Raw genomic sequence first — 13,205 nt, forward strand, 5'->3', positions numbered from 1 at the left:
GCCGGACCCGCCCCTCTTAATGCTGAGCCACTGCTCGAGGCTACTGTTCGAAGCCGAGCGCGAAGGCCGCGTCGAGGTCGTGCTGCGAGTAGGCCCGGAAGGCGATCTGCGTGGTGGTGTGAACCACGGCGGGAACCTTGGAGAGTTTGTCGGCGATGACATCCGCCAGGTCCTCATGCTTGGCAACCCTGGCGATGGCGATGAGGTCCCATTCACCGGTCACGGAATAGACCTCGCTGATGCCCTGGATGGCGGAGATTTCTTCCGCGGTCTCCGGGATGCGGGAAGCGTCTGTTTTGATCAGGACGAAAGCGGTGACCACGTGTGAACCTTTCCGGATCTGTTGCGCCGTTGCTGGCCTGTTACTGGACCGTTTGCCGGCCGTGCCATGTTCTTGCAAGCCTAGTGCATCAGGCCTGACGGCGGCGGGTCCTGAACCGCCGCACGCCCGCGGTCACGAGCCGGTATCCGAGCAGGAAAAGCCCCAGGCTGAGCAGTGCCACGATCACGAACGGCAGGACCACCGTCTGCCCGGTGACCACCCGCAGGAGCATGCCGACGGCCACCGTTCCGAGCCAGACGGAAACGCCGGCCGGCCACAGCCGCAGGGGAGCGCGCCACAGGCGCAGGGCGAGCCAGGACACGGCTGCTCCCACCAGGAACGGCCACGCCGTGGCGAAGACGCCGGTGATGATTTCCCCGCGCTGGTGGGCGTCCCGGCCAATGGCGGCGAAGAGCAGGATCAGGAGCGCATCGGCGCAGGCGGCCAGCACGGCAGCCCGCCTTGATGTGGACCTTGTTGCGGACTGGTGGGGGAGTGGCGGAGTGAAGGGAGGCATGCTTTCAAGCCTAACGGCGGGTTCAGGCCTGGGTAGCCGCGATCTTTGCAGCAAACACTAGAAGGACGACGCCGGCGGTGCGGCCCATTGGTGCGTGAACTGCCGGACCTTTGTGTTGGGAATCACAGGCGGATAGGCTCAGGCGCAACCCAAGGATTGCCGTCGGCCGTTCGCCGCAGGCACCAAACGGCTGGGCCCAAGGAGATGAGGACAACCGTGACGGAAAAAATCACCACCTGCCTGTGGTTCGATACCCAGGCCGAGGAAGCCGCCGAGTTCTACGTGTCCGTCTTTGACGGAGCCAAAGTCCTCAACGTGGCACGCTACGGCGAGGGCGGCCCCGGACCCGTCGGCCAGGCCATCACCGTTCAGTTCGAAATCGAAGGTCGGACTTTCACAGCCCTGAACGGAGGACCGGCCTTCACCTTCACCGAGGCTGTCTCGTTCGTCATCGATTGCGCCTCGCAGGAGGAAGTGGACCGCTACTGGTCAGCGCTGACCTATGGCGGTTCGGAAAGCCAATGCGGATGGCTGAAGGACAGGTACGGCGTCTCGTGGCAGGTGGTGCCCTCGGTGCTGGGCCAGCTGATCGGCGGTCCGGACCCCGAAGGCGCCCAGCGTGCCATGCAGGCGATGCTCGGGATGCAGAAGCTGGACATAGCGGCGTTGCAGCAAGCGTACGACGGTTCCTGAGGCCACGACGGCAGGCGATGACCGTCCTCGGGCACAGAACTTACCAGCGCAAGTGCCTTGGCTCACCTTTGTGCGTCAACCAGTGGTATGTCCGGGGCGCCGGCCCCAAGGGTCTAGCCGACTGCCGTTGAGCCGGTGTCTAGGCGATCGAGGCTTAGGTGACGGTCAACCGCGCATTGAACTCCGGCCGGTCCCATTCCCTGGTCTGCAGGATGTCGAACAGGGCATCCACGGCGTCGTAGACATCCGTGTAGCCCAGGTACAGCGGGGTGATGCCAAAGCGCAATACGTGCGGTTCGCGGTAGTCGCCTATCACGCCGCGGCCAATCAGGGCCTGCATGATCCCGTAGCCCTGCGGGTGCGCATAGCTCACGTGGCTGCCGCGCCGGGCATGTTCGGTGGGTGTGACCAGCTCCAGCGGGTGCTCGCCCTTGCGCGCCTCCACCAGGGAGATGAACAGATCCGTCAGCTGCAGCGACTTCGCGCGCAGCAGCCTCATGTCGGCAGCCAGGGTGATGTCCAGCCCGCACTCGATCATCGCCATCGAAACCATCGGCTGCGTACCGCACAGGTAGCGCTGAATACCGCCGGCGGGCTCGTAGGAATCCTCCATGGCAAACGGGCGGGCATGGCCCCACCAGCCGGACAGCGGCTGGCGGAACTTTTGCTGCAGCCGCTTGCTGACCCAGATGAACGCGGGTGATCCCGGGCCGCCGTTGAGATATTTGTAGGTGCACCCCACGGCAAAATCGGCGTCTGCGGCGTTGAGCTGAACCGGCACAGCGCCCGCGGAGTGCGCCAGGTCCCAGACAACCAGCGCACCGCGTTCATGTGCCAGCCCGGTCACCGCAGCCATGTCATACATGGCACCGGTGCGGTAGTTCACGTGGGAAAGGGCGACGACGGCGACGTCGCCATCCAGTGCGGCGTCCAGCGGGAGGTCCTCGTCAATGAGGCGCAGCTCGTAGCCCTGGTTGAGGAAGTCGATGATGCCCTCGGCGATGTAGATATCCGTGGGGAAGTTGTCCCGTTCGGTGAGGATCACCTTGCGCTCCGGGGCGGCCTCGCGCTGGATGCGCAGTCCGGCCGCGATGGACTTGAACAGGTTCAGCGAGGTGGTGTCCGTGATGACAACCTCGTCCTGGCCGGCGCCCAGCAGCGTGGCCAGCTTGTTGCCCAGCCGTGCCGGCAGTCCAAACCAGCCGGCCGTGTTCCAGCTGCGGATCAGGCCCTGGCCCCACTCCTGCCCTATGACTGTCGTGGCCCGTTCCATGGTGGCATGCGGACGGGCACCGAGCGAGTTGCCATCCAGATAGATGACGCCCTCCGGCAGGTCAAAATCATCGCGGAAGTGCGCCAGCGGGTCCAGATGATCCGCAGCCAGGCATTCGTTCCGGGTGCTTGGCAGGGATGCGTCCATGAGCGGGGTCCTAACTAGGGAAAGGTGTATTCGGAAAGTTGATTCAGCGTAGAATCTGGCGCAATATTGGTTCAATAGGATTGAATAATTGCGCAGAAAGATGTGGTGAAACTGTGAGGGATTCAGTTTCAGCGGGATCCTCGGTGGCTGTGCAGAATCCGATTCGGCTCGATGAAACGGACCGTTTCATCCTGCATGAGCTGATCCAGGATGCCCGGATTCCCAACAATATTCTGGCGTCCAGGGCGGGGATTGCGCCGTCCACATGCTTGAACCGTGTGGGCGCGCTACGAAGGGCCGGCGTGATCAAGGGCTTCCATGCCGAGGTGGACCTTGAGGCGATGGGGCTGATCGTGATTGCGCTGGTTTCCGTACGGGTCAGCCAGCAGTCGCGCAGCCGGATGCTGGAGGTTACGCAGAACCTGCGGAATATGCCGGGCGTGCAGAGCGTCTTTTTGCTCGCGGGGGACAAAGACCTGATGATCCACGTGGCCTGCAGGACGCCGCAGGAGCTACGCAACTTCATCGCGGACAACCTGGCCTCCGACCCGGCCATCGCCAGCACACAGACCAACCTGGTGTTCGACCACCTCACACCGGGAGGCTGAGCACGGTATAGCGAATCCGTCGGGCCGGCCTTCGGTATGATGCGAATGCTGCACCCGCCCCTCCCACCGAAAGCCGACCCATGACGGAAAGCGTCCCGCGACGTCCCACGATCAAGTCCGTCGCGCAGGCTGCAGGTGTCTCCACGGCCACGGTGTCCTACGTGCTCTCCGGCCGCAACGGCAACGCTGGCGGACCCGGGGTCTCCTCTGCAACGGCACTGCGGGTGCAGGAAGCCGCCCGGGCGCTGGGGTACCGGCCCAACCAGGCGGCCCGGGCCATCCGCACGGGCAAAACCGACCTGATGATGCTCTCCCTGACCATGATGTCCGATCCCTGGTCCCTGGATGTGAGTCGGGCGGTGGGATCGGCCGCCGCGGCGCAGGGCATTACGCCAATGATCCTGGCCGACACAGACTGGCGCGTGGCCCTGCGGCGGCAAAACGCGGACGTGACGTTCATTGACGCCGCGGACCGCGAGGGCGACGCCGAGCTGCTGGCCCTGGCCGCGCAGCGCCAGCGCCTGGTGGTTTTCAGTGAGACGCTGGAGCCGGATGGGTTCGACGTCGTCCGTTCCCTGGCCGGCGATTCCTGCCAGCAGGCGATGGACCATCTGTGCGCCAAGCACAGCCGGGTGGCCGCGCTGACCTCGAGCGAGCATTCGCCCGCCACGCGGTCCATCCGCTTCGGTGCCTACACCGCAGGGCTGGAGCGCGCCGGGCTGCCCTTCCGTGCCGACTACGTGGCGACCTACCGGACGGACTCGCTCAGTGCGGTGGAGGCGGCGACGACGCTGCTGCTGAATCCGGACCTCCCCACCGCCATCTACGCCACCACGGACTACGCCGCCATCGGGGCCATCCACGCCGCCCAGCGGCTGCAGCTGCGCGTCCCGGAGGACGTTGAGGTGGTGGGTATCGGCAACACGACCGAGGGTGAGAACATGACACCGTCGCTGACCACCGTGGGTCCGCTGGGCTTTTTCGATGGGCTCGCCGCGTTCCTGGTGGCGCGGGCGGCAAACCCCTCAGCACCGGCCACCGTGCTGGAGTTTCCCTGGCAGCTGATCGTGCGCGAATCCGCCTGACCTTGGGCTTTCGGGCGCGTTGCGCCTGCATCGCCGGGTCCTTCCAAGCGCCCTGGCCGCGCCCGCCACGGTGCGGACTAGTGACGGGTCAGTACTAAATATTTTCAGGAATGATCAGACCCGACCTTGCGCTTAATCGATTAACATGGTGTGATCTTCTTCACCGCAAACAGCTGAATGGGCGCCGCTTGGCTTCACCGGCACCCCCCAGCGGTCCGAGAAACTCAATGGAGGATTCCCCATGACCCACCTGAATCGACGTTCGTTCCTTTCACTGGCTGCCCTGGGCGCCGCAACCGCAACGCTGGCAGCCTGCAGCGGTGGCGCAGCAACCGGCGGCGCGGCCGCTGCCGGCTACGCCGCCCCGGCCAAGGACATCAGCGCCACGCTGACCTACGCCATCTGGGACGCTGCGCAGAAGCCGGCCATGCAGAAGATTGTTGACCTGTTCAACGTCCATTACCCCAATATCAAGGTCAACATCGACGTGACCCCCTCCAAGGGCTCGGCCTACTGGACCAAGATCCAGACCCTGGCCTCCAGCGACTCGCTGCCGGACGTCTTCTGGATGAACGGTCCCAAGATCAAGCTCTACGCCGAGAACAACCAGCTGCTCCCGCTGGACGGACTTGCCGAGGCCAAGGCCGTGGACACGTCCAACTATCCCAAGGCCCTGGTGGACCTATACACCGTGGGCGGCAAGCTCTACGGTGTCCCGAAGGACTTTGACACCATCGCACTGTTCTACAACAAGTCCCTGCTCCGGGAAGCCGGCGTGGCCGAGCCCACGGCTGCGTGGACCTGGGATGACCTGAAGACCAACGGCGACAAGATCTCCAAGTTCTACGCCGGCAAGGGCGTCTACGGCTTCTCCGGCGATCTGACCGGCGGCCAGACCAGCTATTACAACACCATTCTGGGTGCCGGTGGATCGATCATCTCCGCCGATGGCAAGAAGAGCGGCTTCGACGAGACCGGCTCCATCGCGGGTCTGCAGTTCTGGCGGGACATCATCGAGTCCGGTGTGTCTCCCAACATGCAGCAGCTGACGGACACCCTCGCCACCGACATGTTTACCTCCCGGAAGCTGGCCCTGCTCATGGACGCCTCCTACATCGTGGGCCCCACCCACGAGGCACTGGGGGACGACATGGGAATTGTGGCACTGCCCAAGGGCCCCACCAGCAACCAGGGCGTCATCCACGGTCTGGCCAACGTGATCCCGGCCAACGCCAAGAATCCGGATGCAGCCCGGGCCTTCGTTGCCTTCCTGGGCACCAAGGAAGCGGCCGCCATCCAGGCCGAGACCGCCACCGTAATCCCCGCCTTCAACGGCACCCAGCAGGCCTGGGTGGACGCCGTTCCCGGTGCTGGCCTGCAGGTCTTCCTGGACGCCGCCCAGACCGCATCGCCCTACCCGATTTCCAAGAACACCGGTGCGTGGAACAGCCTTGAAGGCCAGTTGCTCCCGCAGGCGTTCGCCGGCACCAAGCCGGCGGCCGACATTGCCAAGGACCTGGCAGCCAAGATGAACGAAGCCCTGTCACAAGAATCATGAGCAATCCAACAACTGCGCTGAGAGCCGCCCCTGAGGCCGGCCCGGAGGAGCAGCCGGCGTCCGTGCGGCGCCGGCTGCTGGCCAGGGGCGACGGCGCGTGGCCGTGGCTGTTCATCCTGCCCACCGTTTTCGGCATCACAGTGTTCTACCTGTGGCCCATCATCCAGACCTTCTACTACAGCTTCACCAAGTGGGGCGTGTTCGGCGGGGCGAAGTTCATCGGCCTGGACAACTATGTCCGGTTGTTCAGCGATTCCTCCATCCCGCAGTCGCTGCTCAACACGATCATCTACACGGTGATCGTGCTGATGGGCATTCCGATCGCCGTCGTCCTGTCGGCGCTGATGGAAAGCCCCGGGCTGAAGTTTGCCGGCTTCTACCGAACGCTGTACTTCATCCCGTACATCACCATGCCGGCCGCCGTCGGCATCGTCTGGCGGCTGATCTTCAACGGCGACTTCGGACCCATCAACTGGTTCCTGAGCCTGTTCGGCATCGAGGGTCCCTACTGGACCTCGACGCCGGGGTTCGCCCTGGTGGCCGTGGCCACGGTGGGCCTGTGGATGTCGCTCGGCTTCAACCTGATCATCATCGGCGCCGGCCTGCGGGAGATTCCGCAGGAGATCTACGAGGCTGCCGAGATGGACGGGGCATCACGCATGCGCCAGTTCTTTTCCATCACCGTGCCACTGCTGACCCCGAGCATCTTCTTTGTCTCGGTGGTGACGGTGATCAGCGGCTTCCAGCTGTTCGACCTGCTCTACGTGATGATGGGCAAGGCCAACCTCGCCATGCCGCAGACGCAGAGCCTGGTCTACATCTTCTATAACCACGCCTTCCTGGAGAACGACAAGGGCTACGCTGCCGCCGTCGGCATCCTGATCCTGCTCATCATTGCCGCACTGACGGCCATTCAATTCCGTGTCCAGAAGAAGTGGGTCAACTATGTCTGACTCAGCCATTCGCGCCGGCCGCCCGGTCAAGCGCGGGCGCAACGCGATCGCCCACGTGGTGCTCGGCGGCGGCGGTCTGTTGATGATCGCGCCGCTGATCTACCAGGTCGTCATGTCCATCTCCACCAACGCCGAGGTGCAGAGCACTCCTCCCACCTTCTGGCCGTCGGAGGTCCAGTGGCACAACTTTGCTGACGTCTTCACCGCCATGAACTTCGGTTCCTCGCTGCGGGTGTCGGTGCTGATCACTGTGCTGCGGGTGGTGGGCCAGGTGATCCTGTGCTCGCTGGCAGGCTACGCCTTTGCCCGCATGCACTTCCGCGGCCGGGGCGCGATCCTCGCTGTGATCCTCTCAATCCTGATGGTGCCCGGGCAGCTGTTCCTGATTCCGCAGTTCCAGATTGTGCAGAACCTCGGCTGGCTGAACACCATCGCCGGCATCGTGGCCCCCGGCCTCTTCAGTGCCTTCGGTGTGTTCCTGATGCGCCAGTTCTTCATGGGGCTGCCGGATGAGCTCGAAGATGCCGCACGCCTGGACGGGGCCAACCCGTTCCAGATCTTCGCCAAGATCATGATGCCGCTGGCGGCCAATGGCCTGTGGGCCCTGGCCATCATCACTGTCCTCTGGTCCTGGAACGATCTGCTCTGGCCGTTGGTCATAGCCTCCACGCAAGACGCCGCGCCGCTAAGCGTTGGCTTGGCCAACCTGCAGGGCGAGCACGCCAACAACTACCCGATCCTGATGGCCGCATCGCTGATGGCGATGGCCCCCGTCCTCATCCTGTTCATTGCCATGCAGAAGAAGGTCATGGCCGGGATCGGGCGGTCCGGCCTGAAATAGGCCGCACCGCCCGGACCCGGGCCCGCCACACTGCTCCACAAGCCTCATTTACCCTAGAAAGTTTCTTCATGGACCTCAAAGTTGGAATCGTCGGGTTTGGCATGCGTGCCAGCCTGTGGGAACAAGCCCACCGCCCCGGTGAGGGATCCGCTGTCGTGATGGTGTGCGACACCAGCGCCCGTGGCCGGGCGGATGCGGCGGAGCGGATCCCCAGCGCGGTGGTGACCGATTCCCTGGACGAGCTGCTGGCCGCGGACCTGGACGCCGTACTGGTGCTGACCCCGGACAACAAGCACGCCCTGGTGGCGGTGCAGACGCTGCGCGCGGGCATCCCCACGTTCTGCGAAAAGCCCCTCGACGTGACGCTGGAGGCGGCCGATGAGATCCTGCGCACCGCCTACGAGACCGGCACCCGGCTGTACGTGGGGCACAACATGCGCCACATGCCCGTCGTCGTCCAGATGCGCGAGCTCATCCAGGCCGGCACCATTGGCGAGGTGAAGGCGGTCTGGTGCCGCCATTTCGTGGGCAACGGCGGGGACTATTACTTCAAGGACTGGCACTCCCAGCGCGCCAACACCACCTCCCTGCTGCTGCAAAAGGGCGCCCACGACATCGACGTGATCCACTGGCTGGCCGGCGGCTACACCCGCCGCGTCTCCGCCATCGGCGACCTGGCCGTGTACGGGGACGTCCTCAGCCGCCGGGACAACACGAACCGCCGGATGGGGGACTGGTTCTCCCTGGACAACTGGCCGCCCACCGAGCAGACGGACCTGGCCGAGGTCATCGACGTCGAGGACATTTCCATGATGCAGATGGTGCTGGACAACGGCGTGCTGGCCTCCTACCAGCAGTGCCACTTCACGCCCGACTACTGGCGCAACTACACCGTCATCGGCACCAAGGGGCGGATCGAGAACTTCGGCGACGGACCGGGCGATTCCATCAAGGTCTGGACCACGCGGACCAAGCACGGCTTTGCCGAGCCGGACCAGGACATCGAAATCAAGGACGGCGACGGCGGCCACGGCGGCGCCGATCCGCTGCTGATCGCGGAGTTCCTGCGTTTTGCCCGCGAGGGTGGGGAGACCGCGACTTCCCCCCTTGCCGCCCGCGAGTCCGTGGCCGCCGGCGTGCTGGCCACCCAGTCGCTGCGCGGCGACGGCGGATCCATCGAGGTCCCGGCCCTGCCGGAGGCCTGGGTGGAGTACTTCAAAGCCGGCCAGCCCGCCCGCGCCATCCGGTAGTTCCTGGTGATGGGTGGGAGACCCACCGTCCGGCGCGCATGACCGCCAGGACGGTGAGGTCAGGGTCCAGTGCGAGGACGTCGGCGCGTTTGCCGGGTTCCAGCAGGCCCACTTCTGTGAGTCCCAGCATGGCGGCGGGGTGCTGGGTGAGTGCTTGGAGTGCTTCGGTGAGGGGCACGCCGGCCGTCTGCACCGCGTACCGGAGTGCGGCGTCCAGGGTGAGCGTGCTGCCGGCGATGCTGCCGTTGCTCGTCAGGCGGGCCTGTCCGTCGTGGACGTACACGTCCAGGTCGCCGAGCTTGTAGTTGCCTTCGGGGGCCGCAGCTGCCGCCATGGCATCGGTCACGAGGACTGGGTTCGCCGGACTGTTGAAGATGGTCCGGATCATCGCGGGGTGGAGGTGGACGCCGTCGGCGATCAGTTCGACGAACGTTTCCGGGTCTTCCAGCAACGCTGTGGCCGGTCCGGGTTGCCGGTGGTGGATGGGCCGCATGCCGTTGAAGATGTGGGTTCCCGCGGTGGCCCCCGCACGGATGGCTTCCCGGGTCTGCTCGTAGGTGGCGTCCGTGTGTCCGATGGCAACGACAGCTCCGTGGCCCACTATCTGGCGCAGGGCCTCGAGGCCCCCTTCCAGTTCGGGAGCCAGGGTCACCATGCGCACGGTTCCGGCGCCCGCTTGCAGGAGCTGCTTGATTTCGCGCGGGTCCGGGGTGCGCAGCAGGTCCGGCGCGTGCGCCCCTTTGTGCGAAGAGCTGAGCCAGGGCCCTTCGAGATGGATTCCGGCCAGGACTCCGTCGCGGACCTTTGGTGCAAGGGCCCGGATGCGTTCTTCGAGCTGATCCAAGGGCGCTGTGACCAGGCTTGCCATCATCGAGGTTGTTCCGTGGCGCAGATGGATTTCAGCGATCCGGCCCGCAGCGGCCGGGTCGGCGTCGTTGAAGCTGTACCCTCCTCCGCCGTGCACGTGGGCGTCGATGAATCCCGGAACGAGGGCCGCGTCCAGGCGGATGTCGGGTTCGCTCGGCGGCTCCCCCCGGCCGATGGCCTGGATGAGGGTCCCGGATATTTCGATCCACGCGGGTTCCAGCCACTGGCCGGCGCTGAATAGGCGTGCTGCTTCGATGATCATGACGTCATGCTTTCATTCGTTAGCCCAGGTCCAGCCGGGTGACTGTGGGAGATGGCCGCTGCTTGTCAGGTGCGTTGCAGTCTACTGGCGGCGGCTTCGTCGAGGATTACGGTGACGTTCGGGTGGAGTTGGATCATGGATGCCGGGAACTGCTCCGTGACGGGTCCTTCGATGGCCCGCGCGGCGGCCTCGGCTTTGCGCTGGCCGTGGGCGATCAGCAGCAGGTGCCGTGCTTCGGAAATCGTGCCCAGGCCTTGGGTGATGGCGTGGGTGGGAACGTCCTCGAGCGAGTCGAAGAACCGGGCGTTGTCTGTTCGGGTGCTGTCGGCCAGTTCAACGGCGCGGGTCCGGGAAGTGAATGCGGACGGGGGCTCGTTGAAGGCCAGGTGTCCGTTGGAACCGATGCCGAGGATCTGGATATCGATGCCCCCGGCGGCGTGGATGCGGGCTTCGAAGTCTGAGGCCTCCCGGGCGGCGTCCTCCGCCTCTCCGTCCGGGGTGTGGATGAGGGCGGGGGTCAGACCCAGCCGGTCGATGACTTCGCGGCGGATGACCTGGGCATAGCTGTGCTTGTGCGTGGAGCCCAGCCCGAGGTATTCGTCGAGGGAGAATCCGCGCACTGCACTCAGATCGAGATTCTCCCCGCCGAGTGCCTCGTACAGGGGCAGGGGTGATGAGCCGGTGGCCAGCCCCAGGACTGCATCCGGTTTTTCCCTTATCAGGGCGGCAACGATCCGGGCGGCGCGGATACCGGCTTGGGCGGAGGTGCCAGCTTTGATGATTTTCACGTGGGATTCGTTGTTCCTGTCGTGCAACCGGGGTTTCCCGGCGTCGGATGGCTTGGCATGTGTCGGCATTCAGCCGGTTTTCACTTCACGCTTCCGGCGGTCAGTCCGCCGATCAGTCGCTTTTCGATCAGCATGAACAGGATCACCACGGGTACGACGGCGACGATGGAGACGCCGAAGACGTACTGCCACGCGGAGTCATACTGTCCGACGAATTTGGTCAGGGCGACGGAGAGCGGCTGGTTTCCGGCGGTCTGCAGGATCACGAGGCTGGCCGCGAACTCGTTCCAGCAGGAGACGAAGGTGAAGATGATGGCGGTGACGATGCCCGGCCAGACCAGGGGGAGGTTTATTTTGAACAGGACACTGAATCTGCCGGCCCCGTCAATCTGCGCCGCCTCATCGACTTCCTTGGGCACACCGGCGAAGAAGCTGTGCATGATCCATACCGCGAAGGAGAGGTTGAAGGCGGCGTTGATCAGGATCATGGCGAGCCAGGTGTCGGCAATGTTCAGGGCGAGCATCTCCCGAAACAGGCCCGCGGTCAGTACTGCCGGTTGTAGCATCTGCGTGACGATCACCAGGAACATGAAGACCATTTTTCCGGGGAACTTGAACCTGGCCGTGTAGTACGCGGCGGGGGTGGCGACCAGCAGGACCAGGATGGTGGCGCAGGAGGCGATGATGATGGTGGAGATCAGGTTTTGCGGCAGTGGTGTCTCCGGCGTTGACCACATGGTGGCGTAGTTGTCGAAGTGCGGCGTGGCCGGGAGGTATTTCGGGGGGACGCCCAGGATCTCCGGGCGGCTCTTCAGCGAGCCGATGGCCATGATCACGTAGGGGGAAATGAAGATCAGCGCGATGATCAGGCCCGCCGCCATGCGCAGGGCGACGCGAGGGCCGCTCGCCTGGTCGCTGCCGTAGCGCGTCTTGCGCGGTTCGGTGCTGACGACGGCGGCACCGGCCGGTGTTGTCCCGGCCACCGGCGGGAGCGTCGAATGTGCCATTAGTCCACTTCCTTCATGGGTTTGACGATTTTGATGTAGGCGGCCACGATCACCAGGACAATGGCGAAGTTGACAACGCTCATAGCGCTGGCGACATCCAGCCGCTGGTCGACCTGGATCCACTTGAACATTCGGGTGATGAGGGTGTCGGCGTCGTATCCGGGAAGGGAGCCGGTAATGAGTTTCAGGATCGCGAGGTTATTGAAGACGTTGATGATATTGATCAGCACTGCCACGGCGAGGCTGTCGCGAAGCTGAGGCAGGATCACGCTGAAATAGGTGCGGGCCGGGCTGGCGCCGTCCATTTTTGCGGCCTCAAGTACCTCCCCGGGTACGCCCTGCAGGCCTGCGAGGATCGTGTAGGAGGTGAATGGCAGGGAGACAAACACTGCGGTAAGGATGGCGACGATGAACGCGGAGGGCATGCTTTTGGTGAAGCCGAAGGGGGCATCGATCAGGTGCAGGTCCACCATGAATTTGTTGATGATGCCGTAGAAGGGGTCCAGGCCGTAAACGAACACGGTAGTGGTCATGACCACGCTGGCCGCCCAGGGCACAATCACAGCCATCCGGACCAGGGTCCGCCCGGGGAAGGGCTTGTTGAGGAACTGTGCCAGCGCCAGGGACAGCACCACGGTAATGATGACGACCGCGGCAACCCACACCACGGTGTTGGCCAGGACGCGGGGCAAAGCCGGGTCGGCAAATACCAGCGTAAAGTTTTTCAGCCCCGCGGAGCCGGTGTCCGTCCCGTAACTGCTGATGGAGCGGAACGCGTTGTAGATCATGTAGCCGGCGGGGAACAGGACGATGCCGACGATCAGCACCAGGCAGGGGGCGATCCAGGGCAGCGCCTTCCAGATGCTGTCCCGGCCACGGCCGGTCTTGGGTCGCCGGGGCGCAACCGGCCTGGCTGCGGGGGTGTCTTGGGTATCGCCCTTGGCGACTGTTGTACTCATGGGAGATTCTCCGGGGTGTCAGAGGGTGGATCTGTCAGGGGATGGCCGGCGGGTGACATTTCCGTCAGTCACCGG

At 64.6% G+C, this 13,205-nt stretch carries 14 protein-coding genes; 7 read left to right on the top strand and 7 right to left on the bottom strand.

Going from position 1 to position 13,205, the window contains the following annotated elements; all coding sequences use genetic code 11:
- Positions 1-40 precede the first annotated feature (40 nt).
- Positions 41-322, bottom strand: a complete 282-nt coding sequence (locus ACQCSY_RS19910) for an Lrp/AsnC family transcriptional regulator (RefSeq protein ID WP_427131496.1) — start codon at positions 320-322, stop codon at positions 41-43.
- Between the two features lie 88 nt (positions 323-410).
- Positions 411-839, bottom strand: a complete 429-nt coding sequence (locus ACQCSY_RS19915; RefSeq protein WP_427131498.1) for a DUF3054 domain-containing protein — start codon at positions 837-839, stop codon at positions 411-413.
- A gap of 216 nt (positions 840-1,055) precedes the next feature.
- On the opposite strand from ACQCSY_RS19915, the gene ACQCSY_RS19920 reads away from it, so the two are divergent.
- Positions 1,056-1,532, top strand: a complete 477-nt coding sequence (locus ACQCSY_RS19920; RefSeq protein WP_427131499.1) for a VOC family protein — start codon at positions 1,056-1,058, stop codon at positions 1,530-1,532.
- A 154-nt stretch (positions 1,533-1,686) separates the two neighbouring features.
- Here ACQCSY_RS19920 and kynU read toward each other — a convergent pair whose 3' ends face one another.
- Positions 1,687-2,952, bottom strand: a complete 1,266-nt coding sequence (kynU, locus tag ACQCSY_RS19925; RefSeq protein WP_427131501.1) for a kynureninase — start codon at positions 2,950-2,952, stop codon at positions 1,687-1,689.
- A gap of 149 nt (positions 2,953-3,101) precedes the next feature.
- Here kynU and ACQCSY_RS19930 point away from each other — a divergent pair, with 149 nt between their 5' ends.
- The 6 genes from ACQCSY_RS19930 (at position 3,102) to ACQCSY_RS19955 (ending at position 9,247) form a co-directional block, all read left to right on the top strand.
- Complete coding sequence (locus ACQCSY_RS19930; protein WP_427131503.1) at positions 3,102-3,560, top strand: Lrp/AsnC family transcriptional regulator; 459 nt, start codon at positions 3,102-3,104, stop codon at positions 3,558-3,560.
- 80 nt (positions 3,561-3,640) lie between these two features.
- Positions 3,641-4,645, top strand: a complete 1,005-nt coding sequence (locus ACQCSY_RS19935; protein WP_427131505.1) for a LacI family DNA-binding transcriptional regulator — start codon at positions 3,641-3,643, stop codon at positions 4,643-4,645.
- Between the two features lie 241 nt (positions 4,646-4,886).
- Positions 4,887-6,203 (top strand): ABC transporter substrate-binding protein, encoded by a 1,317-nt coding sequence (locus tag ACQCSY_RS19940; RefSeq protein ID WP_427131507.1) that lies wholly within the window; start codon positions 4,887-4,889, stop codon positions 6,201-6,203.
- Positions 6,200-7,156, top strand: a complete 957-nt coding sequence (locus tag ACQCSY_RS19945; RefSeq protein ID WP_427131509.1) for a carbohydrate ABC transporter permease — start codon at positions 6,200-6,202, stop codon at positions 7,154-7,156. Before ACQCSY_RS19940 ends, ACQCSY_RS19945 begins: the two co-directional genes overlap by 4 nt.
- A complete protein-coding gene (locus ACQCSY_RS19950) occupies positions 7,149-7,997 on the top strand; it encodes a carbohydrate ABC transporter permease (RefSeq protein ID WP_427131511.1) in 849 nt (282 codons plus the stop codon). Before ACQCSY_RS19945 ends, ACQCSY_RS19950 begins: the two co-directional genes overlap by 8 nt.
- 68 nt (positions 7,998-8,065) lie before the next feature.
- Entirely contained in the window at positions 8,066-9,247 is a 1,182-nt protein-coding gene (locus ACQCSY_RS19955; protein ID WP_427131513.1) for a Gfo/Idh/MocA family protein, read from the top strand.
- On the opposite strand, the gene nagA is transcribed toward ACQCSY_RS19955, so the two are convergent.
- From nagA to ACQCSY_RS19975, 4 genes are all read right to left on the bottom strand, one after another.
- Positions 9,213-10,376, bottom strand: coding sequence for an N-acetylglucosamine-6-phosphate deacetylase (nagA, locus tag ACQCSY_RS19960; protein ID WP_427131515.1), 1,164 nt, complete (start codon positions 10,374-10,376; stop codon positions 9,213-9,215). The genes ACQCSY_RS19955 and nagA overlap by 35 nt on opposite strands.
- 65 nt (positions 10,377-10,441) lie before the next feature.
- Positions 10,442-11,164 (bottom strand): glucosamine-6-phosphate deaminase, encoded by a 723-nt coding sequence (locus ACQCSY_RS19965; protein WP_427131517.1) that lies wholly within the window; start codon positions 11,162-11,164, stop codon positions 10,442-10,444.
- Positions 11,165-11,244: 80 nt separating this feature from the next.
- Complete coding sequence (locus ACQCSY_RS19970; RefSeq protein WP_427131519.1) at positions 11,245-12,171, bottom strand: carbohydrate ABC transporter permease; 927 nt, start codon at positions 12,169-12,171, stop codon at positions 11,245-11,247.
- Positions 12,171-13,130 (bottom strand): carbohydrate ABC transporter permease, encoded by a 960-nt coding sequence (locus ACQCSY_RS19975; protein ID WP_427131521.1) that lies wholly within the window; start codon positions 13,128-13,130, stop codon positions 12,171-12,173. The genes ACQCSY_RS19970 and ACQCSY_RS19975 overlap by 1 nt, the downstream gene beginning before the upstream one ends.
- Positions 13,131-13,205: the final 75 nt, after the last annotated feature.

The sequence above is a fragment of the Pseudarthrobacter sp. S9 genome, assembly GCF_050156545.1.
Lineage (GTDB): Bacteria > Actinomycetota > Actinomycetes > Actinomycetales > Micrococcaceae > Arthrobacter.

What these genes read in the sequence shown, in the direction of transcription:
- ACQCSY_RS19915 (WP_427131498.1), bottom strand. Translation starts at nt 839, where the DNA reads ATGCCTCCCTTCACTCCGCCACTCCCCCACCAGTCCGCAACAAGGTCC.
- ACQCSY_RS19940 (WP_427131507.1), top strand. Translation starts at nt 4,887, where the DNA reads ATGACCCACCTGAATCGACGTTCGTTCCTTTCACTGGCTGCCCTGGGC.
- ACQCSY_RS19950 (WP_427131511.1), top strand. Translation starts at nt 7,149, where the DNA reads ATGTCTGACTCAGCCATTCGCGCCGGCCGCCCGGTCAAGCGCGGGCGC.
- nagA (WP_427131515.1), bottom strand. Translation starts at nt 10,376, where the DNA reads ATGATCATCGAAGCAGCACGCCTATTCAGCGCCGGCCAGTGGCTGGAA.
- ACQCSY_RS19975 (WP_427131521.1), bottom strand. Translation starts at nt 13,130, where the DNA reads ATGAGTACAACAGTCGCCAAGGGCGATACCCAAGACACCCCCGCAGCC.
- ACQCSY_RS19945 (WP_427131509.1), top strand. Translation starts at nt 6,200, where the DNA reads ATGAGCAATCCAACAACTGCGCTGAGAGCCGCCCCTGAGGCCGGCCCG.
- ACQCSY_RS19955 (WP_427131513.1), top strand. Translation starts at nt 8,066, where the DNA reads ATGGACCTCAAAGTTGGAATCGTCGGGTTTGGCATGCGTGCCAGCCTG.
- kynU (WP_427131501.1), bottom strand. Translation starts at nt 2,952, where the DNA reads ATGGACGCATCCCTGCCAAGCACCCGGAACGAATGCCTGGCTGCGGAT.
- ACQCSY_RS19935 (WP_427131505.1), top strand. Translation starts at nt 3,641, where the DNA reads ATGACGGAAAGCGTCCCGCGACGTCCCACGATCAAGTCCGTCGCGCAG.
- ACQCSY_RS19970 (WP_427131519.1), bottom strand. Translation starts at nt 12,171, where the DNA reads ATGGCACATTCGACGCTCCCGCCGGTGGCCGGGACAACACCGGCCGGT.